This window comes from Streptomyces vietnamensis, assembly GCF_000830005.1.
In the GTDB taxonomy this organism is placed as follows: Bacteria; Actinomycetota; Actinomycetes; order Streptomycetales; family Streptomycetaceae; genus Streptomyces; species Streptomyces vietnamensis.
Genome location: NZ_CP010407.1, coordinates 8095744 through 8120718, shown reverse-complemented (window position 1 = coordinate 8120718; position 24975 = coordinate 8095744). Strand labels below are relative to the sequence as shown.

Annotated in this window: 19 protein-coding genes; 11 read left to right on the top strand and 8 right to left on the bottom strand. The window is 72.1% G+C overall.

What is annotated here, in order from left to right:
- Nucleotides 1-94 precede the first annotated feature (94 nt).
- Nucleotides 95-1027: a M56 family metallopeptidase gene (locus SVTN_RS36185; RefSeq protein ID WP_041132872.1), complete on the bottom strand. Its 933-nt coding sequence runs from the start codon at nt 1025-1027 to the stop codon at nt 95-97.
- A 10-nt stretch (nt 1028-1037) separates the two neighbouring features.
- Nucleotides 1038-1430, bottom strand: a complete 393-nt coding sequence (locus SVTN_RS36180) for a BlaI/MecI/CopY family transcriptional regulator (protein ID WP_041132871.1) — start codon at nt 1428-1430, stop codon at nt 1038-1040.
- Between the two features lie 137 nt (nt 1431-1567).
- Here SVTN_RS36180 and SVTN_RS36175 point away from each other — a divergent pair, with 137 nt between their 5' ends.
- The 3 genes from SVTN_RS36175 to SVTN_RS36165 all read left to right on the top strand — a co-directional run bounded on the left by SVTN_RS36175 (nt 1568) and on the right by SVTN_RS36165 (nt 4591).
- Nucleotides 1568-2218 (top strand): DedA family protein, encoded by a 651-nt coding sequence (locus SVTN_RS36175; RefSeq protein WP_041132870.1) that lies wholly within the window; start codon nt 1568-1570, stop codon nt 2216-2218.
- A gap of 47 nt (nt 2219-2265) precedes the next feature.
- On the top strand, nt 2266-3102 hold the full coding sequence (locus SVTN_RS36170; RefSeq protein ID WP_041132869.1) for an undecaprenyl-diphosphate phosphatase: 837 nt from the start codon (nt 2266-2268) through the stop codon (nt 3100-3102).
- Between the two features lie 292 nt (nt 3103-3394).
- Nucleotides 3395-4591: an MFS transporter gene (locus tag SVTN_RS36165; protein ID WP_245727764.1), complete on the top strand. Its 1197-nt coding sequence runs from the start codon at nt 3395-3397 to the stop codon at nt 4589-4591.
- A gap of 68 nt (nt 4592-4659) precedes the next feature.
- On the opposite strand, the gene SVTN_RS36160 is transcribed toward SVTN_RS36165, so the two are convergent.
- A complete protein-coding gene (locus SVTN_RS36160) occupies nt 4660-6291 on the bottom strand; it encodes a multicopper oxidase family protein (RefSeq protein ID WP_041132868.1) in 1632 nt (543 codons plus the stop codon).
- A gap of 77 nt (nt 6292-6368) precedes the next feature.
- Nucleotides 6369-6791 carry a DUF6153 family protein gene (locus SVTN_RS36155; RefSeq protein WP_041132867.1) on the bottom strand — a complete coding sequence of 141 codons (423 nt, stop codon included), beginning with the start codon at nt 6789-6791 and terminating at the stop codon, nt 6369-6371.
- Nucleotides 6792-7184: 393 nt separating this feature from the next.
- On the opposite strand from SVTN_RS36155, the gene SVTN_RS36150 reads away from it, so the two are divergent.
- From SVTN_RS36150 to SVTN_RS36125, 6 genes are all read left to right on the top strand, one after another.
- Entirely contained in the window at nt 7185-8429 is a 1245-nt protein-coding gene (locus tag SVTN_RS36150) for an MFS transporter (RefSeq protein ID WP_041132866.1), read from the top strand.
- 51 nt (nt 8430-8480) lie between these two features.
- A complete protein-coding gene (locus tag SVTN_RS36145; RefSeq protein WP_041132865.1) occupies nt 8481-8840 on the top strand; it encodes a nuclear transport factor 2 family protein in 360 nt (119 codons plus the stop codon).
- Nucleotides 8841-8857: 17 nt separating this feature from the next.
- Entirely contained in the window at nt 8858-9697 is an 840-nt protein-coding gene (locus SVTN_RS36140; protein WP_041132864.1) for an aldo/keto reductase, read from the top strand.
- Between the two features lie 267 nt (nt 9698-9964).
- Nucleotides 9965-11827, top strand: coding sequence for a molecular chaperone DnaK (gene dnaK / locus SVTN_RS36135; protein WP_041132863.1), 1863 nt, complete (start codon nt 9965-9967; stop codon nt 11825-11827).
- A gap of 63 nt (nt 11828-11890) precedes the next feature.
- Nucleotides 11891-12847 carry an NmrA/HSCARG family protein gene (locus SVTN_RS36130; RefSeq protein WP_041132862.1) on the top strand — a complete coding sequence of 319 codons (957 nt, stop codon included), beginning with the start codon at nt 11891-11893 and terminating at the stop codon, nt 12845-12847.
- 651 nt (nt 12848-13498) lie between these two features.
- On the top strand, nt 13499-14500 hold the full coding sequence (locus SVTN_RS36125; RefSeq protein WP_179949640.1) for a zinc-dependent alcohol dehydrogenase family protein: 1002 nt from the start codon (nt 13499-13501) through the stop codon (nt 14498-14500).
- A gap of 57 nt (nt 14501-14557) precedes the next feature.
- Here SVTN_RS36125 and SVTN_RS41280 read toward each other — a convergent pair whose 3' ends face one another.
- From SVTN_RS41280 to SVTN_RS36105, 4 genes are all read right to left on the bottom strand, one after another.
- Nucleotides 14558-17299, bottom strand: a complete 2742-nt coding sequence (locus SVTN_RS41280) for an Ig-like domain-containing protein (RefSeq protein ID WP_052499507.1) — start codon at nt 17297-17299, stop codon at nt 14558-14560.
- Nucleotides 17300-17491: 192 nt separating this feature from the next.
- Nucleotides 17492-17911: a peptidase associated/transthyretin-like domain-containing protein gene (locus tag SVTN_RS36115; protein ID WP_041132860.1), complete on the bottom strand. Its 420-nt coding sequence runs from the start codon at nt 17909-17911 to the stop codon at nt 17492-17494.
- A gap of 73 nt (nt 17912-17984) precedes the next feature.
- Nucleotides 17985-20933 (bottom strand): aminotransferase, encoded by a 2949-nt coding sequence (locus tag SVTN_RS36110; RefSeq protein WP_041132859.1) that lies wholly within the window; start codon nt 20931-20933, stop codon nt 17985-17987.
- A 119-nt stretch (nt 20934-21052) separates the two neighbouring features.
- Entirely contained in the window at nt 21053-21493 is a 441-nt protein-coding gene (locus SVTN_RS36105; RefSeq protein ID WP_041132858.1) for an Lrp/AsnC family transcriptional regulator, read from the bottom strand.
- A 179-nt stretch (nt 21494-21672) separates the two neighbouring features.
- Between SVTN_RS36105 and puuE the strand changes: the two genes are divergently transcribed.
- Together puuE and SVTN_RS36095 are read left to right on the top strand one after the other, a co-directional pair.
- Nucleotides 21673-22581, top strand: a complete 909-nt coding sequence (puuE, locus tag SVTN_RS36100) for an allantoinase PuuE (RefSeq protein ID WP_041134615.1) — start codon at nt 21673-21675, stop codon at nt 22579-22581.
- A gap of 856 nt (nt 22582-23437) precedes the next feature.
- Nucleotides 23438-24919: a sugar transferase gene (locus SVTN_RS36095; RefSeq protein ID WP_078908639.1), complete on the top strand. Its 1482-nt coding sequence runs from the start codon at nt 23438-23440 to the stop codon at nt 24917-24919.
- The last annotated feature ends 56 nt before the right edge of the window (nt 24920-24975 follow it).

Sequence of the window (24975 nt, the reverse complement as noted above, 5' to 3'; positions counted from 1 at the left end):
CCCGCGGATCGGTGCGCTTCGCCCACGTCGGCGCCTGCCCGGCCCGTTTCGAGGACTACGACGGATGCGGCTCCTCGTTGATCGCGCAGTGGCCCTACCAGGTGCCTACGGCCCGTAGCAGCAGGTGCAGGTCGTGGACCGCCTCGGCCGAGGCGAGGGTCGCGGCGGCGAGCACGGCTGCTGTGGCTGTCGCGAGGACGGGGTGGAGGCCGAGAGGTGGTGCGAGGAGGGCGGCGACGCGGCGCGGTACGGGGCCGGCGGAGGGCCGGCGGTCGCGGCGTCCGAGGAAGGCGAGCGCTCCGCCCGGGGTGCGGGCCAGGGTGCGGCGGGCGGCGAGCGCGGCCTTGCCGACGGTCTGGGCGACCTTGCGCCGGTCACCGGTGGCGGTGGCGGCGTTCTCGTCGGCCCAGCGTTCGATCGTGTACGTGACGGCCCGGGCGAGGGGGCGCAGGAGCGGGTTGGCGGCCGCACCGAGCTGGGCGAGGGCCACGAACGCGTAGTGGTGGGCTGTCAGGTGGGCGCGTTCGTGGGCCAGCAGGATGCGGTGCTCGGCCGCGTCCAGGGTGTCCAGCATGCCGGTGGAGACGACGACGCGGCCGGGAAGCCCGGGCAGCGCGAAGGCGTCGGGAGCCTCGTCGTCGATGACGACCAGGCCGTCGCGGGCGGGCATGCAGGCCGCTTCGAGGGCCGCCGCGGCGAGCGAGCGAACGCGTCGGAGCAGGAGCCGTACGGCCATGACGGTGGCGCCGCCCAGGAGCAGGCCGGCCGCCAGCGCGACGGGCAGCGCGGCCGGGTCGTCGTGTGCGGTGAGCGGGGCCCAGTGGCCGAGGGCGGCCAGCTGCGGGAGGCGGACGAGACCGGTGAAGGCGAGCAGGCCGAGGCACAGGGTGCTCGCCGCGCCGAGGACGAGCGCGGAGGCGGTGAGCAGCCAGGTGGCCAGGCGCGGTTCGCACCGCTCGGCGATGAGGCGGGCGCCGAGCGGTGCGAGCAGCGGCAGCAGCAGCGGAAGGTAGACGGCGAAGCGCAAGGGGGGCTCCTTACCGTGGGTCGCCGCTGCCGGCGTCGCCGAGCATCTGGCGCAGGAGCTCGGCGTCGGAGTCGGAGAGCTCGTCGGCGAAGCGGGCGAGGACGGCCTCGCGGTCGGGCCGGTCGTCCAGGACCGAGCGCATCCGGCGGGCGGCGAAGCCGGCCTCGTCGGTGACCGGCTCGTACGCGTAGGCCCGGCCGCGCGGGGAGCGGTGCAGCATCTGCTTGCCGTGCATGCGGGTCAGGATCGTCACGACGGTGCTGTACGTGAGTTCCCCGCCGAGCCGCTCGGCGACCTCGCCGGGCGTCAGGGCGCCGTCGGCCTGCTGGAGCAGTTCGAGGATCTGCGTCTCCCGGGCGCCGTTGGGCCGCCTGGATGCCTGATCGCGCGTGTTCGCGTCCATGGGTTTGTCGTTCTCCCGACCATCTTCTACAGTCGCGTAGAAGTTCTACGCACGCGTAAATGCTGTTCCACGAGTGTGCCACGCCCCCGTGCCCGGCGACAGCCGCCCGGCTCGCCCGCGGCAGGAAGGAACCCCAGGTGCCCCAGGCCCTCAACCCGCTGGATGCCACATCCCTGCTGACCGCCTTCGGCACGGTCGGCGTCTTCCTCGTGCTGTACGCCGAGACCGGCCTGCTGATCGGCTTCTTCCTGCCCGGCGACTCCCTGCTGTTCACCGCGGGCCTGCTGTGCGCGGCAGGCACCGGCGGTTCGGGCGGCATCCACCTCTCCCTCCCCGGCGTCCTCGCCGCTGCCGCGGCCGGTGCCCTCCTCGGCGCCCAGACCGGCTACCTGATCGGCGCCCGAGCCGGCCGAGTCCTCCTCGAGCGCACCCGTAGCCGTCATCTGCGCGAGGGCGCCGCCCGCGCCGAGGACCTGCTCGCCCGCTACGGCCACGGCAAGGCCATCGTCCTGGCCCGCTTCCTGCCCGTGGTCCGCACCGTCCTCAACCCCCTCGCCGGCATGGTCGGCGTGCCCGCCCGCACCTTCGCCCTCTGGCAGATCGCGGGCGGCCTCGTGTGGACGACGGGCCTGGTCCTCGGCGGCTACGTCCTCGGCTCCAGCATCCCCGACGTCGACCACTACCTCCTCCCGGCGATCGCGGCGATCGTCGCCGTCTCCCTGCTCCCGCTCGCCGTGGAGTTCCGGCGCGCCCGCCGGGCCGCGCGCCGCGCGGGCGCCGGTCGCTGACCACACGCCCGCACCCGTACCCGCCCCCCTCCCCAGACAGGACCTTGATGAGCGCCATCAGCCTCGGTCAGGCCACCATCCTCGGCATCGTCGAGGGCGTCACCGAATTCCTGCCCATCTCCTCAACCGGCCACCTCAAGATCACCGAGGGGCTCATGGGCATCCCGGTCGACGACCCTTCCGTGGTCGGTTTCTCCGCCGTCATCCAGGTCGGCGCCATCGCCGCCGTCCTCCTGTACTTCTTCAAGGACATCGTCCGCATCGTCACCGCCTGGGGACGCGGCCTGGCCGACAAGGAGGAGCGCTACCACCACGACTACAAGTTCGCGTGGTGGATCATCTTCGCGACCATCCCGATCGTGGTGGTGGGCCTCGCGGCCAAGCCGCTCATCGAAGGGCCGCTGGCCTCCCTGTGGGTGGTCGCGGGCTCGCTGATCGTCGGCAGCGGCGTGATGTGGGTGGCCGACCAGATGGGCCGTCACAAGCGCGGCGAGGACGACACCTCGTTCAAGGACGCGATGCTCGTCGGCTGCTCGCAGATCCTCGCCCTGCTCTTCCCCGGCTTCTCCCGTTCCGGCGCCACCATGTCCACCGCGCTCCTGCTGGACCTCGACCGGGTCGCCGCCACCCGCCTCTCCTTCTTCCTCGGCATCCCCGCCCTCACCGGCGCCGGCGTCTACGAGCTCAAGGACGCCGTCGGCGCGGGCGTCGGCCTCGCCCCGCTCGTCGTCGGGACCGCGGTCTCCTTCATCGTCGCTTACGCCTCCATCGCCTGGCTGCTCAAGTACGTCGCCCGGCACTCCTTCAACGCCTTCGTCGTCTACCGGGTGATCGTCGGCGTACTGCTCCTCGGCCTGCTCGGCACGGGCGTCCTCAGCGCCTGACCGGTCCGCGTTCCCGGGCGGCCCGATCCAGCCGGACAGATCGGGCAACGCTTCGGAAGCTCGCCACTCCAGCAGATGTACCCCATTGCTACATTCGTCCTTGTGTCGAGCCTTCATTCGCCGAGGGCATCGCCCGGGCCCTGGAGCTGACGGACAAGGCAGGGGGGCAGGCGCTGACGCTCAACGCCATGGGACGCGGCCCCGAGGACGCGACCCGGCTCAAGAGCTGCGCGGCCGTGTGCGAGGACTACGCCGAGCGCGTCTTCGCCGTTCTCCACGAGGGAGGCGCCCGATGACCGCGACCCCCGCCCGGCAGGCGGCTCCCGCGGCCCGGATGTGGCCGCTGTACGCGGCCGGGTTCACCACCGCCTTCGGGGCCCACGGCATCGCCGCCAACCTCGGCGCCTTCTCCGAGGATGCCGTCACCTCCCTCCTCGTCCTGGGCGGACTGCTCGCCCTCTACGACGGCGCCGAAGTGCTCCTCAAGCCCGTCTTCGGGAGCCTGGCCGACCGCATCGGCGCCAAGCCCGTGCTAATCAGCGGCCTAATCGCGTTCGCCGCCGCCTCCACCCTGTACGCCATGGCCGACAGCCCCGGTTGGCTGTGGGCCGCCCGACTCGGCCAGGGTGCCGCCGCCTCCGCCTTCTCCCCGTCCGCCTCGGCGCTCGTCGCCCGCCTCAACCCCGCGGCCAAGCGCGGCCGCGCCTTCGGCAGCTACGGCTTCCACAAGTCCATCGGCTACGCCCTCGGCCCCCTCCTCGGCGGACTGCTGGTCTGGGCCGGTGGCCTGCGCCTCCTCTTCACCGTCCTCGCCGTACTCGGCGCAGCCGTCGCCGCGTGGGCCGCACTCGCCGTTCCCGCAGTACCTCCGCTGCCCAAGCAGCGCCAGACCGTCCTCGACCTGGCACGCCGCCTGGCCGACCCCGTCTTCCTCGGCCCCACCGCCGCACTGGCCGCCGCGACCGCCGCACTCTCCGTCGGTGTCGGCTTCCTTCCCGTCTCCGGCGCCGCCGCGGGACTCGGCACCATCGCGACCGGAGCCGCCGTCTCCGTCCTCGCCGCCACCGCCGCCGTCATCCAGCCCTACGCCGGACGCGCCCTCGACGAGGAGCGCCTGACCACCCGGACCGGCCTCACCTCGGGCCTGGCCCTCACCGCTGCGGGTCTGGCCTGCGCCATGCTGCCCGGTCTGACCGGGGTCCTGCTCTCCGCCACCCTGATCGGCGCCGGCACCGGCCTGATCACCCCGCTCGGCTTCGCCGCCCTCGCCACGAGCACCCCCGAGGAACGCATGGGCCAGACCATGGGCGCCGCCGAACTCGGCCGTGAACTCGGCGACGCGGGCGGTCCTCTCCTCGTCGCCGCCATCGCCACCGCGGCGACCCTCACCTACGGATACGCCGCACTGGCCCTCCTCATCGCCCTCGGCACCACGATCGCGCTCCTGCGACGCAACGAAACGACCACCGCCGCCCCACGAGCGGAATGACCTGCCGACCTCCCGGTGGAGGGGCACGGGAGCGGCCGGGCCGGGCCGCTCCCGTGTCACCGCGGTCTCTACTTCAGGTAGCCGAGGACGGTCATCATGCCGGACTCGGCGTGGTAGACGTTGTGGCAGTGGATCATCCACAGGCCCGGGTTGTCGGCGTCGAAGTCGACCTCCAGCCGCTTGCCCGGCAGCACGATGGACGTGTCCTTGCGGGCACCGCCGCCGGCGAGCGCGTACGTGTGGCCGTGCAGGTGCATCGGGTGCCACATCGTCGTGCTGTTCACGAAGGCCAGGCGGACACGCTCGCCCGAGCGGACGGGGTGGCGCACAGCGGGGTCGTACTTCTTGCCGTTGACGGCCCAGTCGTACTTCGTCATCGAGCCGGTCAGATGGAACTCGATGGTGCGGTCGGGCCGGCTCGGCTCGAGCCGCACGGACTCCGCGGCCTTGAGCCGGCCGCCGTGCACGACCTTGCCGTCCAGCTCCTTCGGGCGCGCACCGGCGGCGGGCGCGGCTCCGCCGCCGGTGCGCAGGACGGCGAGGGCGGTGCGGCTCTTGCCCTCGGCGAGCGCGGTCAGCGGGAAGGTGCCGCTCCCGGCGGTGACGAGGGCGTCGATGCGCTCGCCCATGCCGAGCAGCAGCGCGTCGGCCCGCGTGTGCTCGACCGGGAAGCCGTCGGTGTGGGTGACGGTGAGCTGGTGTCCGCCGAGGGCGACCCGGAAGGCGGTGTCACCCCCGGCGTTGATGATCCGCAGCCGGATCCGGTCGCCGGGCTTCGCGGTGAACGTCTGCGGGGACTGCGGCGTACGGCCGTTGATCAGGTAGTGCGGGTACCCGACGTCTCCGGCGTCGCCACCGAGCAGATCGCTGTTCGCGCCCATGAGCATGCGGGAGAGGCCGGCCGGCTTCGGGGACGGGGACTTCTTCGTGGTCATCGAGGTCATCGAGGTCATCGAGGTCATCGACATGTTCGACATGTCGTGGCCCTCCATGCTCCCGGAGGCGGAGCCGCCGTGGTCCATGCCGCCCATGCCCATGCCCTTGCCGAGCTCGGCGAGCACGGCGTCCGGGGTGGAGCCGTCGACGCCGTCGACCCAGTCGTCGAGGACGATCACCCACTCCTTGTCGTACTTCAGGGGCTCCCTGGGGTCCTCGACGATCAGCGGCGCGTACAGGCCGCGGTCCTGCTGGACGCCGGAGTGCGGGTGAAGCCAGTACGTGCCGGGGTGGGAGACCGTGAAGCGGTAGTCGAAGGAGCCGCCGGGCTTGATGTCGCGCTGGGTGAGTCCGGGCACGCCGTCCATGTCGTTGCGCAGCGCGAGTCCGTGCCAGTGGATGCTCGTGGCCCGGGGAAGGTTGTTGGCGAGGGTGAGCGCGAGGGTGTCACCGGCGGTGACCCGGACCTCCTTGCCGGGGAGCTCGTCCCCGTACGCCCAGGAGCGGACCGTGCGTCCGCCGCCGAGGTCGAGCGGGGTCTCGACGGCGGTGAGCCTCACCTTGCGCTCGGGGCCGGGCTTGCGCAGCGCCTCGGTCGCCCCGACCTCCTTGCTGTCGGGGGTGACGTAGTCACCGGTCGGCGTCGATGCGCCGCTTCCGTGGGACGAGTGACCGGTGCCGCTGCCGGAGCAGGCGGTCAGCAGGCCGGTGCCGGCGGCGGCGAGTCCGGCGCCGAGGACGGTACGACGGGTGGGTCGGGTCATGCCGGTGGAACCTCTTGACGTGGTCGTTGCATGCGAAAGGGATCGGTTCCGCTCGCGGCGAGGAGCGGTCGGTCGCCCTATATGCGCAACAACGACAGGCGTGCCAGGAGGGACCCGGGCGGAGCGGGAGGCGGGATCGCGCGGAGCGCGTACGCCAGTCGCTCCGTCGCCCGTGAGACATCGCCGAGCGGCAGCCGCCTGCGGGCCGCACGCCACAGGAGGAGCAGTCCGATGCCTGCGCCGAGCACGGCGAGACAGAGCGCGGCGACTCCCGCCCCATGGGCGGGTGCCGGGTGCGACGCGCCATGGTCGTCGGCGGCAGCCGCTTGCTCCACCGCCGGAGCGGAGGCGTGCGACCCGGCCGTCGTGTGGGCGGTGACGCCGACGGCGCGGTGCTCGTCGGAGTGCCCCAGGGCGTGCATGAAGACGATGCCGAAGAGCAGCACGACGGCGAGCACACATCGGCCCGGCCATGTCGCGGTCTCCTGGCGCGTCGCCACTTCACCCTCCGTTCTCGGCCCGATCCGTAGCGACCGGGCGCGCCCCATGATACGGGGAGGGGGTATGGCCGCCGTCAGTGGCCGTGGTGACGGCCACGGCGGTGACCACACTCATGGCCCGGCTCCTCCTCCGCCCCGGCGGGAGTCCGATCCGCGCTTCGGGCCGCGGGCAACAGCCCGGCCAGGGTCACGGCGACGAGCCGACGCGCCGCCGCCTTCGACGGGAGCCCTACAGCAGTACCGAGCAGCCCGCGTCACCCCTGGGCCGACTTAGCCTGCGGTCAGCGCCATCCAGATCACACCACCTACCCGCGCTTGCAAGTATGGCGCGCATGCAACTATTGTGAAGGCATGCAAAGGGATCGTTCAAGCAATTCCGGAAGGGGGCGAGCCATGCCGCTCGCTCTGCTCGCTCTTGCAGTCGGGGCCTTCGGTATCGGTACGACCGAATTCGTGATCATGGGTCTGCTGCCCGAGATCGCCGCCGACTACGGCGTCACCATCCCCACCGCGGGCCTGCTGGTCACCGGCTACGCGCTCGGCGTCGTCCTCGGCGCGCCGCTGCTGACCGTCCTCGGCAACAAGGTGAGCCGGAAGCGGATGCTCATGCTGCTGATGGGCCTGTTCGTGCTCGGCAACCTGGCCTCCGCCCTCGCCCCGAACTTCGGGATGATGCTGACCGGCCGCGTGATCGCCTCGCTCGCCCACGGCTCGTTCTTCGGCATCGGGTCCGTCGTCGCCGCCGAGCTCGTCGCCCCGGACAAGAAGGCCGGCGCCATCGCCACCATGTTCACCGGACTGACCGTCGCCAACATCGTCGGCGTGCCCCTCGGCACCTTCATCGGGCAGGCCGTCGGCTGGCGCACCACCTTCGCGATCGTCGCCGCGCTCGGCGTGATCGGGCTGCTCGGCATCGTCAGGCTCGTGCCCGCCATGCCCCGCCCCGAGGGCGCCCGGCTACGCGGCGAGCTGAAGGCCTTCCGCAACCCGCAGGTGCTGCTCGCGATGGCTATGACCGTGCTCGGCTTCGGCGGTGTCTTCGCCGCGATCACCTACATCGCGCCGATGATGACGCACGCCGCCGGCTATTCCGACGGCGCCGTGACCTGGCTGCTCGTGCTCTTCGGCGTCGGCATGTTCCTCGGCAACCTGCTCGGCGGCCGGTACGCCGACCGGGCGCTGATGCCCCTGCTGTACGCCACCCTCGGCGGCCTCGCGATCGTCCTCGCCCTGTTCACCGTGACCGCCCACGACAAGGTCCTCGCCGCGATCACCATCCTCCTCGTCGGGGCGCTCGGCTTCGCCACCGTGCCGCCGCTGCAGAAGCGCGTCCTCGACCAGGCCCACGGCGCGCCGACCCTGGCCTCGGCCGTCAACATCGGCGCCTTCAACCTCGGCAACGCGCTCGCCGCCTGGCTCGGCGGCATCGTCATCACCGCCGGCCTCGGCTACACCTCCCCGAACTGGGTCGGCGCCGCCCTCGCCGCCGCCGCCCTCGGCCTCGCCTTCTGGTCCGCCGCGCTGGAGCGCCGGACCCCCGCGAAGGACGCCGACCGCGTCCCGGACGAGGCCGGTGCCGGCGCCGTCGAGGCCGGTGCCGTCACGGCGTCCGCCGCCCCCTCCCCCGTACACCACTGATCCCCGTCCCCTCCACCCCACTGGTCCCTCGATCCCCCGGAGCGACCCTCCATGAACACCCCGCACACCCGCACCCCGCAGGAAGTCTTCGCCGACCACGGCCGGCGCCTCGGCACCGGCGACCTGGACCTCATCAGCGAGAACTACACGGAGGACGCCGTCTTCCTCACTCCCGAAGGCGTCCTGACCGGACGCGCGGGAGTCCGCGAGGGCATCGGCCGGCTGCTCGCCGACCTTCCCGACGCCGAGTGGCAGCTGACCCCGCAGTTCGCCGGAGACGTGCTGTTCCTGCGGTGGGCCGCCGCCGGCAGCGCCCACGAGGTCACCGACGGCGTGGACACCTTCGTCTTCCGCGACGGACTCATCAGCGCCCAGACCGTCCGCTACACCCTCTCCACCCGCACCAAGTGAAGGAGCACCCGCACACCATGGCACCGTCCACCACCTCCACCGTCCCCACCGTCACGCTGAACAACGGCGTCGAGATCCCGCAGCTCGGCTTCGGCGTCTTCCAGGTCGCCGACGACGCGACCACCGCCGCCGTCACCTCCGCCCTCGAAGCCGGCTACCGCAGCATCGACACCGCCGCCGTCTACGGCAACGAGGCCGGCGTCGGCCGTGCCCTCGGCGCCTCCGGGCTCGCCCGCGAGGAGCTGTTCGTCACCACCAAGCTGTGGAACGCCGACCAGGGCTACGACGCCACGCTGCGCGCCTTCGACGACAGCCTGGCCAAGCTCGGCCTGGACTACGTCGACCTGTACCTGATCCACTGGCCCACCCCGGCCCGTGACCTGTACCGCGACTCCTGGCGCGCCCTGGAGCGGCTCGCCGAGGAGGGCCGGATCCGCGCCGCCGGCGTCTCCAACTTCCAGCCCGAGCACCTGCGCCGATTGATGGACGGCGCCGCGCTGACCCCGGCCGTCAACCAGATCGAGCTGCACCCCGCGCTGCAGCAGTCCGAACTGCGCGCCTTCCACGGCGAGCACCGGATCGCCACCGAGGCGTGGAGTCCGCTGGCGCAGGGCGCGGTCCTCGACGACCCGGCGATCGCCGCGATCGCCGCCGCCCACGGCAAGTCGCCGGCGCAGGTCGTCATCCGCTGGCACCTGCAGCTCGGCAACGTGGTCATCCCCAAGTCGGTGACCCCGGCCCGGATCCGCGCCAACTTCGACGTGTTCGACTTCGTCCTGACGGACGAGGAGATGGCGGCGATCGCCGGTCTCGACCGCGGCCTGCGCACCGGCCCGCACCCCGACGAGCTGAACTGACCCGCGCACCCACCGGGCGCGTCCCCCTCCCCCTCCCCCTTTCCCTCCCCCTCCCCCTCTCCCTCTCCCGGGCCGGAGCCCTCAGCCGTCGGTCAGGGTGCGGTCCAGGAGGGGGAGCAGGTCGGGGTGGTCGCGGCGGGCCTGCCGAACACGCGGGGGGGCAGGCCATCTCCCGAGGGATGGCATGTGCCGGGCGTGCCGGGGAAGTCGCCGAGACGTGGAGCGCTCGACGCCGGGCGTGCCTCGGTGATGGTTGGGAGGCCGATGATGGTTCGGTCGGTGGGTATCGATCTGGGAACGACGAACTCGGTCGTGTCCGTCCTCGAGGGCGGTGAGCCGACGGTCGTCGCGAACGCGGAGGGTGCGCGGACCACCCCGTCCGTGGTCGCCTTCGCCAAGGGCGGTGACGTGCTGGTCGGCGAGCTGGCCAAGCGGCAGGCCGTGACGAACGTGGACCGCACCGTGAGGTCGGTCAAGCGGCACATGGGAGAAGCCGACTGGCGGTTCCCCGCGAGCGGCGAGGTCGACGGCAAGCGGTACACCGCCCAGGAGATCTCCGCCCGCGTGCTGCAGAAGCTGAAGCGCGACGCCGGGGCCTACCTGGGGGAGGAGGTCACGGACGCGGTGGTCACCGTGCCCGCGTACTTCAACGACTCCCAGAGGACCGCCACGAAGGAGGCGGGCGAGATCGCGGGGCTCAACGTCCTGCGCATCGTGAACGAGCCGACCGCGGCCGCGCTCGCGTACGGCCTGGACAAGGAGAACGATCAGACGGTCCTCGTCTTCGACCTCGGTGGCGGCACCTTCGACGTGTCCCTCCTAGAGATCGGTGAGGGCGTCGTGGAGGTGAAGGCCACCAACGGGGACACGCACCTCGGTGGTGACGACTGGGACCAGCGCGTCGTCGACCACCTGGTCAAGCAGTTCAAGAACGGGTACGGCGTCGATCTGTCCAAGGACAGGATGGCGGTGCAGCGGCTGCGCGAGGCCGCGGAGAAGGCGAAGATCGAGCTGTCGTCGGCGACCGAGACGTCCATCAACCTGCCGTACGTCACGGCCTCCGCCGAGGGCCCGCTGCACCTGGAGGAGAAGCTCACCCGGGCGCAGTTCGAGAAGATGACGGAAGACCTCCTGGAGCGCTGCAGGACGCCGTTCCACCAGGCGGTCGACGACGCGCGGATCCAGGTCGCCGACATCGACCACGTCATCCTGGTCGGCGGCTCCACCCGGATGCCCGCGGTGACCGATCTGGTGCGCTCGCTCACCGGCAAGGACCCGCACAAGGGCGTGAACCCCGACGAGGTCGTCGCCGTCGGCGCGGCCCTGCAGGCCGGTGTCCTGAAGGGCGAGGTCAAGGACGTCCTGCTCCTCGACGTGACCCCGCTGTCCCTCGGCATCGAGACCAAGGGCGGCATCATGACCAAGCTGATCGAGCGCAACACCACGGTCCCGACCCGGCGCTCGGAGATCTTCACCACCGCCGAGGACAACCAGCCCTCGGTGACCATTCAGGTCTACCAGGGCGAGCGCGAGATCGCGGCGTACAACAAGAAGCTCGGCATGTTCGAGCTGACCGGTCTGCCGCCGGCCCCGCGTGGCGTCCCGCAGATCGAGGTCGCCTTCGACATCGACGCCAACGGCATCATGCACGTCACGGCCAAGGACCTCGGCACGGGCAAGGAGCAGAAGATGACCGTCACCGGCGGCTCCTCGCTGCCGAAGGACGACATCGAGCGGATGATGCGCGACGCCGAGGCCCATGCCGAGGAGGACCGGCGCCGCCGCGAGGCCGCCGAGACCCACAACCAGGGCGAGCAGCTCGTCTACCAGACCGAGAAGCTGCTCAAGGACAACGAGGGCAAGGTCCCCGGTGACGTCAAGGCCGAGGTCGAGGCCGCGCTCGGCGAGCTGAAGGAGAAGCTCAAGGGCGAGTCCGCCCCAGGCGACAATACAGCCGAGATCCGCACCGCCGTCGACCGGCTGAGCACGGTCGCGCAGCGGATCGGCGCCGCGATGTACAGCTCCCCACAGCAGGCCCCCTCCGACGCCGGGCCCACGGCCGGAGGCGAGGAGGACATCGTCGACGCCGAGATCGTCGACGAGGACAAGCGGGAGGGCGGGGGCGGATAGGACGGACGGCGAGCGGGACGACAGCGGCCGAATCACGAGTCCGAGGTGCGAGGCGATCGAGCCATGACCGAGAAGAAGATCATCACGGTGATCGGAGCGACCGGTAGGCAGGGCGGCGGGCTCGTGCGGGCCGTCCTCGCCGACCGCGAGGGCGAGTTCACGGTACGCGCCGTCACCCGCCACCCCGAAGGGGAGGCCGCCCAGGAGCTGAAGCGTCTCGGCGTCGACGACATCGTCCAGGCCGACATGGACGATCCGGCCAGTCTCGCGCCGGCCTTCGAGCACGCGTACGGCGCGTTCCTCGTCACCAACTTCTGGGAGCACCTGTCCGCGGAACGCGAGAAGGCCCAGGCACAGGCGCTCGCCCAGGCCGCCTCCCACGCGGGCATCCAGCACGCGGTCTGGTCCACCCTCGAGGACACCCGGGAGTGCATCCCGCTCGACGACGACCGCATGCCCACGCTCCAGGAGCACTACAAGGTGCCGCACTTCGACGCCAAGGCGGAAGCGGACCACTACTTCACCGAGGAAGCGGTGCCGACCACGTTCCTGCGCGCCACGTTCTACTGGGAGAACCTGTTCGGCGCCTTCGCCCCGCAGCGCGGCCCGGACGGCGCCTTCCAGCTCACCTACCCCATGGGCGGGAGCCGGCTCTCCGGCATCGCGGTCGACGACATCGGCAGGACCGCCCTGTCGATTCTCCGGCGGGGCGCCGACCTGATCGCCGCCACGATCAGCATCGCCGGCGAGCACCTCAAGGTCGCCGACATGGCCGCGGCCCTCAGCCTGTCCCTCGACGAACCGGTGCGGTACCGACCCCTCAGCCCGGACGAGTGGCGCGCGCAGGGATTCCCGGGCGCGGACGAGTCGGGCAACATGTTCCAGTTCTACGCGGAGTGCGAGCACCGCTTCACCGCGGCCCGGGACCTCGTCGCCGTCCGCGACCTGAACCCGGCCCTCCAGGACTTCGCCACCTGGCTGGCCGGCCACCACGGCAGACTGCTCACCGCCTGGACGTGACAGCAGTCAGGTGACCGGCTCCGGCAGGGGTACCGGCCCGGGCAGTGGACCGGGATGAGGCCCCGGCTCCGGGCGCGGGCCGCCTGGTCCAGGAGGATCCGGTCGGGGCTGCGGCGGCGCCGGCGGCACCGGGTCGGGGCCGCCCGGTGCGGGCACCGGGCCGGGGAGCGGGCCCGGCTGCGGGCCGGGGCCGGGCCCCGGCGCCGGGGTGGGGCTCGGCGGAACCGGGTCGTCGGGCGGCGTACCCGCCGTCGCCTCCGGTGGTCGGCGCTCGGGACCGGGCCGCGGCGGCGGTGCCGGCCGGGGACCCGGTGCCGGTGGCGGTGGGTCGGGAGGGAAGGGGTTCGTAGGGGGCGTCGGCTGCGGCTCCGACGGGCCCGGACGGGTCGGAGGGCCGGTCCGTGCGGCACGTGCCATGATCACACCAGCTCCCTGGGTCGTGAGGGACGCGGCTCCCTCGCCGTTCGACTGCCCGCGAAGATCCTCCTCATGCCCCGGCCCCCGTCTCCCGGCATGTCCCGGCATGCGTGCGTGTGGTCCGGGAAGACGCTCGGAAGAGGGCCGGGCGAGCCGAAGGGGGCGCCCCGCGTGACCCGGCCGATTCCGTGGTCGAGCCGAGGAGGCCCCATGGACACCCCGCTTCCGGAGACGATGCCGGCCTGGGTCGTCCCCGCCGACCGATCGGGCAGCCTGGAGCGCGCGGAACTGCCCGTACCGTCCCCGTCGCCGGGCGAGCTGCTGGTCCGCGTCCGGGCCTGCGGTGTGTGCCGTACCGACCTGCACGTCCGCGACCACGACCTGCTGCCGCACCGCGAGCGGGTCGTGCCCGGCCACGAGGCCGTAGGCGACGTCGTGGCCACAGGCCGTGGGGTCACTGGGCCCACGGCCGGTGCCCTGATCGGCATCCCGTGGCTCCGCGGTACGTGCGGGGTGTGCCCGTACTGCACGCGCGGCCGGGAGAACCTGTGCCTCTCGTCGCTCTACACCGGCTGGGACGCGGACGGGGGCTACGCCGCGTACGCCACCGTCCCCGCGGACCACTCCTACGAGATGCCCTCCGGATATCCGGCCGAGGAGCTGGCGCCCCTGCTCTGCGCCGGGATCATCGGCTACCGGGCCCTGCGCCGGGCGGACCTCCCCGCCGGCGGCCGGCTCGGCGTCTACGGCTTCGGCGCCTCCGCCCACCTCACCGCGCAGCTCGCCCTCGCCGAGGGCGCCACCGTCCACGTCCTCACCCGCTCCCCCGCCGCCCGGGCCCTCGCCCTGGAGCTCGGCGCCGCCTCCGCACGCGACGCCCGGACAGGGCCGCCCGAACCGCTGGACTCCGCCATCCTCTTCGCCCCCGTGGGCGCCCTCGTCCCGGTGGCCCTGGAGGCCCTGGGCAGCGGCGGAACGCTCGCCGTCGCGGGCATCCACCTGTCCGACATCCCGCGGCTGGACTACCAGAGGCACCTCTTCCGGGAACGGACCGTCCGCAGCGTCACCGCCAACACCCGCGAGGACGGCCGCGCCTTCCTGGCCGCCGCCGCGGAACACCGGCTGCGGCCGACGCTCACCCGCTACGACTTCGCCGACGCCGACACGGCCCTGGACGACCTCGCCGCCGGCCGCGTCCACGGCGCGGCCGTCCTCCATCTGCCCAGCCCACCGTGACGTGGCGAAGGCCGCCACCCAGCCTGTGGGTGGCGGCCTTCACTTGTTGTCGTACTGTCAAAGGGCGGCGCACTGGCCGCGTCGGCTACCGGTCACGTCGTTCAGGACGCCCCGGTTGGTCGGCGGGGGCACGTTGCGCGCGCAGCTGAGCGATCCGCCGATGGTGTTGCCCACGATCGCGGCCCGGTTGTCGATCGGGAACGGTCCGCTGCCCGTGGTTCCGTTCACCTGGACGGAGCCGTCGATCAGGTTGGAGACGAGCTCGGCGCCGGAGCCGTTGTCGGACAGCTGTACGCCTCCGGTGACGTGGTTGGGTGCGCAGCCGTCGTCACCGGGGTCGCCCAGGAGGACGAATCCGGTGGCCCGGGCGACGGAGACGGTCCCGTCGATCGTGCTGTCGCAGATGGCGAACAGGGTGCCCCGCGTCGACAGGACGCTGCCGTCGATGGTCGAGTGGCCGATGAACAGCGCGCCCTGCGCGATGCCGTGGACCGTGCCGCCCACGTTCGCGTCGATGATGCAGGTGCTCTCACGGCTGGCGAACACGTCCCGGGGCCAGTCGCCGGTGATGGTCCGGGTGCAGGTCACCGTCTGGGTCAGGCTCGCGGGGTCGCCGGCCAGGTAGTTGCCGTCACCGCTGTACTGGGCGGTGACGGTGTGGCTGCCGGGCAGCAGGTTCGCGTGGGTGAGCTGCGCCTGCGCGCAGTTCGTGCCGCCGCCGGGGCTCAGCGTCCGGGTGCCGAGGACGGTGCTGCCGTCCCGGAAGGTCACCGTGCCCGTCGGCGCCGACGTGGGGTTGGTGCTGCCGCCGGTCGGGCAGACGACGGCCGTGAAGGTCACCGGCCGGCCGTACGAGGACGGATTGGCGCTGGAGGTGAGCGTGGTGACGGTCGGCGCCTTGCTCACCGTCTGGGTGAGGGAGGCGGCCGTGCTGCCCTGGAAGTCCGTGGTGCCGCTGTAGGTGGCGTCGACGGTGTGGTCGCCCACGCTCAGCGTGGCGATCGGGTCGGAGGTCGCCCGGCCCGTCGTCGTGTCGACCGGGACCGCTCCGCCGAGGGCGTTGCCGTCGACCTTGAAGCTCGCGGTGCCGCCGTCCGGGACGGGCCGCACGGCCGCGGTGAACGTCACCGGCTGGCCGTACACCGACGGGTTGGACGAGGAGGACAGGGAGGTCTCGGTGCGCTGCGGGATGCTGAAGAACAGGGCGTGGATCGGCGGCGAGCCGACGGGGTCGCGGCCGCCGGTGTGGCCGGGGAAGGCGCCGTAGAAGGTGTTCCCGACGGCCTTCAGCTGCTGGTAGTCGCCGAGGACGCGCTGCCGGGCGCAGGTGAGGTTCGGCGGGTTCGGGTTCGGCGGCTGCGGGCGGGTGTCACAGCCCGTCTGGTCCGTCTGCGGTGACGAGAAGGTCTGCAGCAGGGTGTCGGTGAACGTCGCGCCGTGGTCGGTGCTGCGGGCCAGGTGCGCGGAGAAGACCGGGAAGCCGGCCGTGTTGGTGCCGTCGAACGTGTCGTACAGGACGCCGATGGTGCCGTTGTCGAGGACCGCGACGGACGGCATTGCCGCGTCGGTCGACGCCGAGATGTTCACCGCCCCGCCGACGGTCAGACCGCCGGAGCCGTTGGGGGTGAGCCGGCGCATCCGCAGCTGGTTGTTGCCGGAGGCGGTGTCGGCGCCGTACGCGACGTAGACGTCGCCGTTGCCGGGGTCGACGGCCGCGTGGTCGATGCCGCCGAGCAGGGCGTTCACGCCGCCGAACTTGAAGCCCAGGCCCTGGTCGCTGTTCTCTGTGGCGACGGCGATGCCGTTGGTGTTGCCGTTGAGCGTCCAGGTCTGTCCGTTGTCCGTCGACCGGTTGAGCCGCCAGGTGACGCTGACGGGCTGGTTGCGGAGCACGCTGTTGGTCTGGTTCGTGCCGGTCGAGGTCTGGTACAGCGCGTACATCGCGCCGCCGCCCGTGGCGCGCGGGTCCTTGGCCAGCCGCAGGCCCCCGTTGGTGACCAGGGGGCTCATGGTGCCGGCGATGTTGTCCCGGCTGACTCCGGCCGGCTGGGACGCCACCGCGCCGTCGTAGACGGCCACGCGCGCGTCCGGGGCGCCGCCGAAGTCCTGCATGGCGATGTAGGCGTTGTCCTGGGCGGCGTTCGTGGCGTCGCGGTTGACCAGCAGCCACGGCTGGTCGGTCCCCGTGCGGGTGCCGCTCGTGGCCTGGGTGGGCGGGTTGCCGAACCATCTCCAGTGCGTCGCGTCGGCCGGGTCGTCCGTCGCGCCCGTCACCACGTGGGACGTGGCGCAGAACGCGGCCGTCATGGTGGCGGAGCTGCAGGTGAGGAACGCGCCGTGGAGGTTGCCGTTGCGGTCGAAGTCGACCGTCTGGTCGTTCGGGCCGTTCGTCGTGTCGGTGAGGCCGTGGAAGGGGATGGTGGCGCGGTTCGTCCAGGTGATGCCGCCGTCGAGGGAGTGCAGCAGGTCTGTGTTGCTGCCGCCGACGCCCGACCAGGACCCGTTGAACCGGGTGATCACGATCTCTTTGGTGTCGGCCGGGTTGATGGCGATCGACGTTTCGTTGCCGCCGCCGCTGGAGGCCGCCGCCGACGCGTCGATGATCGCGACTCCGGGGGTGGCCTGCGCGACCAACGGGGTGCGACCGGCGTTCTTCGGGCGGGGCAGTTTCGTGAGGTCCGTCGGGCTGCTGAGCAGTTCCCGGTCGGCCGGCGCGGGCGCCGGAGGCGGTGTGTTCGCCCACGCCTGCAGGGGGGCCGTGAGCCCCAGGGTGAGAGTGGCGGCAAGTACGCGGCCCATGACCGATCGGGACCGTCTGATGCCGGGGCGAGCCGGAGCGGCTTTCACGCGCGGATCTCCTCGTCGGGAGGTGTACGAGACGAGCAGCAGCGTGATCACCGAGCGTGAGGAACGCCAGCCACAGGGCGTCACGGACACCCCTTCGCCGACGAACTGCACCCCTTCGGTCGAGTGTGGGCGGGCGGCCGTCACTCAGACGGACGGAAGGGTCAGGGTCACGGTGACGGTCTCCCCTGCCCGTACGCGCACCTGTACGCCGACGCCGAGGATGTCCTCGGTGATCCGGTACGCGCCGGGCGGCAGGTCGAAGCGGAAGCCGCCGTCGGGCGGCGCGCTGACCGTGCTCGCCACCACGCGGCCGTGCTCGTCCCGCGCCCGTACCGGGTCGCCGTTCACCGGCACCCGGGCCGTGTCCCGGCCGTCCGACCCGCCTCCGCCCGACCGCGGGTCTTGCCCCGGCGGCCGTACGACCGTGCCGCGTACGGTCCCGGTCGCCTGCTCCGCTCCCGGCCCGCAGCCCACGGCCGCCGCGGCCACGAGCAGCAGCCCGAGCATCGCCAGCGCCTTGACGCCCCGGCCGATCCGCGCGTCCATCGCGTTCACCTCCGTCACCAGGTATGCCCCGTGGACGGGCTACTGCCTCCTTCCGGCCGCTGCGCCCCCGGGGCGGACCGACGAGGAGGTGTCACCGGAGTTCGGTGAGGGCGCGGTCGAGGGTGGCGGTGAAGAAGTCGGCGGCCGTGCGGTCGATGCACAGCGGCGGCTTGATCTTCAGGACGTTCTGGTGGTCTCCGGTCGGCTGGACGATGACGCCCAGGTCCAGCATGCGGTCGCAGAGTTCCGTGGTCTCCTCGGGTGCGGGTTCGAGGGTGGCGTGGTCGCGGACGAGTTCGACGCCGAGGTAGAGGCCGGCTCCGTGGACGGCGCCGATGAGCGGGTGGCGTTCCGCGAGTTCCTCGAGCCGGGCCTTGAGGTGGGCGCCGACGCGTACCGCGTTCCCCTGGAGGTCCTCGTCCCGGAGGGTGTCGAGGACGGTGAGGCCGGCGATGCTGGAGACGGGGCTGCCGCCGGTGGAGGAGAAGAAGTAGCCCTGGTCGCGGTAGCGCTCGGCCACGGCCCGTGAGGTGATCACGGCGCCGAGCGGGTGGCCGTTGCCGATCGCCTTGGCCACGGTGACGATGTCGGGTGTCACGCCCTGCTGCTCGAATCCCCAGAACCAGGAGCCGAGACGGCCGTAACCGACCTGGATCTCGTCGGCGATCGTCAGTCCGCCGTGGCGCCGCACGGCCGCGTAGACCTGGGCGAGATAGCCGTCGGGCAGCGCGACGGCTCCGGCGTTGCCGTAGAAGGACTCGCTGATGAACGCGCCCGGCGCCCGTCCCGTCGCCGCGAGGTCCTCGACGGTCCGGACGGCTTCGGTCGCGTAGGCCGTCGCGGCCTCGCCGCGGTGGTTCCCTCGGTAGGGGTTGGGCGAGTCCACGGTGTGGACCCAGTCGGGGCGGCTGGCGAGGGCGTTGGGGTTGTCGGCGATCGAGGTGGACACGGCGTCCGAGGCGTAGGTCCAGCCGTGGTACGCCTCGCGCAGCGCGACGACGTCGTGGCGGCCGGTGGCTCCGATGGCCAGCCGGATGGCCAGGTCGACCGCCTCGGAGCCCGAGTTGACGAGGAACACCGTGTCGAGCGGCGCGGGCAGCAGGGCGGCCAGCCGTTCGGAGAACTCCACGACCGACGCGTAGTGGAAACGGGAGTTGGTGTTCAGTCGGCGCAACTGCCGTGCCACGGCCCGCTCGACACGAGGGTGCGCGTGGCCAAGCGGGGTGACGTTGTTGACCATGTCCAGGTAGGCGCGGCCGTCGGTGGACAGCATGTGGTGGCGCCAACCGCGTTCGATCCTGGGCGGGTTGCCGTAGTAGTGCTCCTGCACGGTGGCGAAAGAGGCGTCGCGCCGGGCGAGCAGGTCCTCCTGCGGCCGGCCCTCGGCGGTCGGCACTCCGATGAGGGGCGCGGGGTCGGTGGTGAGCGCCAGCCAGCCCGCGGCGTACTCGGGCCTGACCAGGGCGGGGACTTCGGGACCGTGCCGGTGCCGGAGGGTCAGGTGCAGCCGGGTGCCGGAGGGCAGGGCGGCCAGCCGGTCGCCGGCGCGCAGCAGGCTGCCGGTGGGCGGGTACGGGGCGTCGGCGCCGTTCCACGACAGGTCGAGGAGCCGGGAACCGCAGGTGAGGGTGGCCCGGCCGGGTGACGCGTGGACGATCTCGCCGTCGTGCGGGGCCCGCAGCTCCGAGGGTCTGCCGAGCCAGAGGTCGATGCCGGTGGGGACCGTCGCGGATGAGGTGGCGGACAGTACGGCGGAGGCGCTCAGGCGCGGCTGGGCATACGCGGTGGTCACGGCGTCGGCGCCCCGGTCGAGCAGCTCGGCCGCCAGCCGCTCTTCCGTTCCGGGCTCCAGCCACGTGCCGTGGTCCATCGCGTCGGACTCGACGGAGAGGTCGAGCAGCCTCGTACCGGATGCGGTCAGGTCCGCCACGAGGGGCCCGAGGACCGGCAGGGAGGGGGCCGGCCGACGGGGCAGTTCGAGCGCGTCGTCGATCAGGCCGGTCATCACGGCGGAGGGCACCGCGATGGCCTGCTCGAAGATCCGCCACTCCCGGTCGAGCGCCGCGTTCACATAGGCGTTGTCCCGATCGACGGCGGCTTGCTGGCGGCCGCTGACGACGAGGGTGGCGGCGCGCAGCACGACGAGCGGCCAGAGCGCCGCTGCCTCGTCGGCGGACAGGGGGCGGATGCCGTGGAAGGCCCGGACGGCGGGGAGGACGTGGTGGGGTTCGGCGCCATCGTGGTGCAGTACGGACGACAGGGTCACCGCGAGCTCGGAGACGGCCCAACTGTGCGTCAGGTCACCGAAGTCGATGATCCCGTCGGGGACGTGGGACGGACTGCCGGCCGCTCGGACCAGATTGTCGTCGGTGAGGTCCAGGTGCACGGCCTGGCGGGGCAGTCCGTCGCCGACCTCGCGTACGGCGGCCCAGGATTCGGCCGTTGCCGTCTCGACGGCAGCGCGGCGCGCGGGTTCGGACACGTGACGGAGCAGCAGCTCCACGACCCGGTCCGCGTGCCGCGGGTCCCACTGCAGGACGCGGTCGAGTCCGGGGTGTCGGAAGTCGTGGAGGGCGCTGCTCACCCGGCCGGCCACGGCCCCCATGGCCGACACCGTACGCGGCGAGAGGTGACGGGGCCCGGAGAGGGATCCGCCGGGCAGGTAGCGCAGCAGTCGCGCGGTGAGCGGTCCGTCGGCGGTGTCGACCGCGGCGACCTGGCGCGCGCCGTCGTGGTCGCGCAGGACGGTGGCCACGCGCAGGGCGGGGTTCGCCTCGGCGACGAGGTCGGCGGCGGCGTCCTGGGCCTCGATCTCGGTCTCGCCGAACGCCGGATTGGCGATCTTGAGTACGGCCGCGGGCTTCCCGTCGGATCCGCGCAGCAGGAAGTTGGTGTCCTGTTGGCTGCCCAGCGATACGGCGTGGGTGGCGAGCCCGAAGACCTCGGCGGCGATGCGCTGCGCGTCGCCCTCCGTCACCCGAGGGGCCGGCAGTGCCTCGCGGGCGAAGAAGTCGACGCCGAATGACTGGCGAGGGGGCATGTCTGATCCTTGTCGGGGGTGGTGGGGTGCCGCCGCACGCGAGGCGGGCGCCGCGAGATGTTCGATGGGGCCGCGCATGGCGCGCGAGGGGGACGGTCCGGCCGATTCGTCGAGGGCCCTCAGCCGACGTCCCAGAGGAACCGGTGGGTGTGGATCCCGAAGTAGGGGAAGCTCTCGACCGCCGTGACGCCCTCGATGGGGCGCACCACGTCGTTGACGATGTCGAGGAGTTCGGCAGGGCGACGGCAGACGACCTCGACGAACAGGTCGAAGGTGCCGGAGGTGAGAACGGTGTAGACGACCTCCTCATGACGCGCCAGCTCGTCGGCCACCGCCCGGGGATCTCCGTCGACGCGGACGCCGAGGAGGGCCATCGCCTGCCCGCCCATGGCCACGGGGTCGGTGACCCCCACGACCTGGACCACCTTGGCGTCGATCAGCCTCTGCAACCGCTGCCGGGCCGCCGACGGCGACAACCCCACCTTGGGCCCCAGCTCCGCGTAGGGAATGCGCCCGTCGGTCTGCAGCTCGCGCAGGATGGCCCGGTCGATCTCGTCCATGACTGCCCTTTCAGCCTTGCCCATGAAGCGACTGTACAACGGTTTCGAGTCCAGATGAAGTATTCGACGCTCGATTCAATTGCCATGACAACAGAATCGAGCGTGCGCGGGAAGTCCCCCGCCACGCCGACCTCCTCCGCTGGCCGGCGGGCGGGGCGAGCGGCGGTAGCGTGCCGTCCGTGTCCGAGTACCGCCACGATCTGGTCGGCTACGGTGCCGAGCCGCCGCGTGCCGCCTGGCCCGGTGGCGCCCGCGTGGCCGTCAGCCTCGTCCTCAACTACGAGGAGGGCGGCGAGCACAACGTCCTCGACGGCGACCCGGCCTCGGAGGGGTTCCTGCACGAGGTCGTCGGCGCGCCGCCCGTGGCCGGCGGTCGTGATCTGAACGCCGAGTCGATGTTCGCCTACGGTTCGCGGGCCGGGTTCTGGCGCGTTCACCGCACGCTCGGGGCGCACGGCGTGCCGCTCACCGTCCACGCCGTCGGACAGGCCCTCGAGCGCAATCCGGACGCGGCGCGCGCGATGGGCGCCGCCGGCTGGGAGGTGGCCGGGCACGGCTGGCGCTGGATCGACCACCGCGACGTGCCCGAGGACGTCGAGCGGGCCGGGATCGCACGCACGACCGCGGTGATCGAGCGGCTCGTCGGCCGCCGTCCCGTCGGCTGGTACACCGGCCGGACGAGCGCCGCCACACGGCGCCTCGTCGCCGAGGAGGGCGGTTTCCTCTACGACTCCGACGACTACTCGGACGACCTGCCCTTCTACGTCGAGGCGGCCGGTCGGCCGCACCTCGTGGTGCCGTACAGCCTCGACGCGAACGACTTCAAGTTCCTGCTCGTCCACGGGTTCACGACCGCGGACGACATGCTCGCGTATCTCGTCGACACCTTCGAGACCTTGTACGCGGAGGGCGCCGAACGTCCCCGCATGATGAGCGTCGGCATGCACGGCCGGATCATCGGCCGACCCGGCCGTATTCGTGTGCTCGACGGCTTCCTGCGGCACATCGCTCGGCGCGGCGGTGCGTGGGTCGCCACGCGCGAGCAGATCGCCCGGCACTGGCTGGCCACGCACCCTCCAACCTCCTGAGCAGGGCCGGGACTTGACCTGGGGAGCACTCCACCTCCTGGCGTCACGGCCATGAGTGCTTCGACTCCGGTGAACAACGCGGGGATCGGCATGCGCACGGTCAACCCGCGTTTCATGACGCACCCACAGGGCTTCCGGGAGGTGCCGGCCGACGGCTTCCCACGTACCGCGAAGGCCGGCCCGGACGCGTCGACCAGGCCTGACAGGGGTTGTTTTCGGTCCCGTTTCCCTGTGAGACCTGGACCACATACAGCACCGTCCACCTTTTGAATCCCTTTAGGGGGCACCGGAGTTAGAGGTTCCGCAGCCCCGGAAACGGTCGTCTTCACAGGTCACGGGCCCATCCCCGCCGGCAGGGCATCCCGGGGTGGCCATCCCTAGGTGAACTCCCCTTCAAAGCTTGACCACAAATTGCATACATCCCCTCTCCTGACGGGCCCCGATGGTCTAGATTGACCGTGCGTCACAGCTCGGACACGAGGCGACAAACGGTGATCTATGGGTCAGGCGTCAGGGACGGTCAGTAGCGTCCCCGGCACCAGGCGTGGGGGTGATCAACTCTCGGAGTCCGAGGGGGCCTTGGGTGTAGGGAGCACCCGGGGTGTCGACGGGTTCCCGTGTACCTCGGGGCTCCGGCAGGGCATTCGAGTCCGCTGACGCCTGGGTGGGGTGTTCAAACAGCGTCGCAAGAGACCGTTACGTCTTCGCGGATGTGCTCGCGGGGAGAGGAACAGCGCGGCGCGGGGGGCGGGGGCCTCCCGAGGGGAGGAACAGTGCGGGAGGCGGGGGCCTCCCGAGGGGGAGAGGAACCGTGTGGGGTGAACACGTCGAGTCCACTGGCGGCCTGGGGGGGTCTGTGCAGCAGCGGGAGTTGGTCAACCCGTTTCCATCGGCGCGCGGGCGTCTGGAGAACGGAGCCGTCAGTCGGCCGGCGAGCGACTGGGAGCAGCGCTACCGCCGTGCCGTGATCATCAGCGACACCGTGGCCACCGCCTTCGTGGTGGCGGCGATCGGCGGCTTCTTCGGCGCCCGCGACGCGGCCAACTGGCATGAGAAGTGGAGATTCCTCGCCTTCGGCACCGAGTTGCTGGTGCTGGGAGCGCTTGCGGTGAGCCGGTCGTGGGCTCCTGCCGTGCTCGGCCAGGGCGCCGAGGAGTTCCGCCGTCTCGGCCGCTCACTGTGCGGCGCGGCCGTCGTCCTGGCGCTCGGCGGGATCGCCCTCACCTCGCGCAACATCAAACTCTGGATCTTCGTCGCGCTCCCGGCGATCGCGCTCGTCACCATGACCGAGCGGTATCTGCTGCGCCTCTGGCTGCACAGGGAGCGGAAGGAAGGGCGCTGTCTGCGCCCGGTGCTCGCGGCCGGCAGCCCGGACACCGTGCGCGACCTGATCACCCGGACCCGCAAGTTCCCGCACATCGGCTGGCAGGTGGAGGCCGTGTGCACGACGGACGGTCGCGGGCTCGACGGTGACCTGGTGGACGGAGTGCCGGTCGTCGGACAGCTGGAGGACGTCGCCAAGCACGTCCGCCACGACGGCTACCGGGTCGTCGCGGTCACCCCTGACCCGCACTGGTCGCCCGAGCGGCTGCGGCGACTGGCCTGGAACCTCGAAGGCAGCGATGCCGAGATGGTCGTGGCCCCCGTGCTGATGGAGGTGGCCGGCCCGCGGCTGCACGTCGACGCGGTGCTCGGGATACCTCTGCTGCGGGTCAGCATGCCGGCCTTCACCGGCGGCCGCCGGGCGATCAAGGGGGTCGTCGACCGGCTGGGCGCGGCGGCCCTGCTGATCCTGTTCGCGCCGCTGATGGTGCTCGTCGCACTGCTCGTGATGCTGGACAGCCGGGGCGGGGCGTTCTACCGCCAGCGCCGGGTCGGCAAGGACGGCCGCGAGTTCACCATTCTCAAGTACCGCACGATGGTCACCGGGGCCGACGGGGCGGCACGCGCCGCGCTCGCCGAACGCAACGAGGGTGCGGGACCGCTGTTCAAGCTCCGCCGGGATCCGCGGGTGACCCGGGTGGGATCGGTGCTGCGGCGGTACTCGATCGACGAGCTCCCGCAGCTCTTCAACGTGCTCACCGGATCGATGTCGCTCGTCGGCCCTCGGCCGCCGTTACCCGAGGAGTCCGCCGCGTACGGCCCGGACGTCCAGCGACGGTTGCTGGTCAAGCCCGGACTGACCGGCCTGTGGCAGATCAGCGGACGCAGCGACCTGCCGTGGGAGGAGGCCGTGCGCCTCGACCTGCGGTACGTGGAGGACTGGTCGCTCGCCCTGGACACGGTGATCTTGTGGAAGACGCTGCGCGCGGTGCTCTACGGGCAGGGGGCGTACTGATGCACGGGGGAAGTCGTCCGGCCTGCACGCGGACCGCAGGCCGGAAGGGCCTGACT

What these genes read in the sequence shown, in the direction of transcription:
- SVTN_RS36180 (WP_041132871.1), bottom strand. Translation starts at nt 1,430, where the DNA reads ATGGACGCGAACACGCGCGATCAGGCATCCAGGCGGCCCAACGGCGCC.
- SVTN_RS36170 (WP_041132869.1), top strand. Translation starts at nt 2,266, where the DNA reads ATGAGCGCCATCAGCCTCGGTCAGGCCACCATCCTCGGCATCGTCGAG.
- SVTN_RS36165 (WP_245727764.1), top strand. Translation starts at nt 3,395, where the DNA reads ATGACCGCGACCCCCGCCCGGCAGGCGGCTCCCGCGGCCCGGATGTGG.
- SVTN_RS36160 (WP_041132868.1), bottom strand. Translation starts at nt 6,291, where the DNA reads ATGACCCGACCCACCCGTCGTACCGTCCTCGGCGCCGGACTCGCCGCC.
- SVTN_RS36150 (WP_041132866.1), top strand. Translation starts at nt 7,185, where the DNA reads ATGCCGCTCGCTCTGCTCGCTCTTGCAGTCGGGGCCTTCGGTATCGGT.
- SVTN_RS36145 (WP_041132865.1), top strand. Translation starts at nt 8,481, where the DNA reads ATGAACACCCCGCACACCCGCACCCCGCAGGAAGTCTTCGCCGACCAC.
- SVTN_RS36140 (WP_041132864.1), top strand. Translation starts at nt 8,858, where the DNA reads ATGGCACCGTCCACCACCTCCACCGTCCCCACCGTCACGCTGAACAAC.
- dnaK (WP_041132863.1), top strand. Translation starts at nt 9,965, where the DNA reads ATGGTTCGGTCGGTGGGTATCGATCTGGGAACGACGAACTCGGTCGTG.
- SVTN_RS36130 (WP_041132862.1), top strand. Translation starts at nt 11,891, where the DNA reads ATGACCGAGAAGAAGATCATCACGGTGATCGGAGCGACCGGTAGGCAG.
- SVTN_RS36125 (WP_179949640.1), top strand. Translation starts at nt 13,499, where the DNA reads ATGCCGGCCTGGGTCGTCCCCGCCGACCGATCGGGCAGCCTGGAGCGC.
- SVTN_RS41280 (WP_052499507.1), bottom strand. Translation starts at nt 17,299, where the DNA reads ATGGGCCGCGTACTTGCCGCCACTCTCACCCTGGGGCTCACGGCCCCC.
- SVTN_RS36110 (WP_041132859.1), bottom strand. Translation starts at nt 20,933, where the DNA reads ATGCCCCCTCGCCAGTCATTCGGCGTCGACTTCTTCGCCCGCGAGGCA.
- SVTN_RS36105 (WP_041132858.1), bottom strand. Translation starts at nt 21,493, where the DNA reads ATGGACGAGATCGACCGGGCCATCCTGCGCGAGCTGCAGACCGACGGG.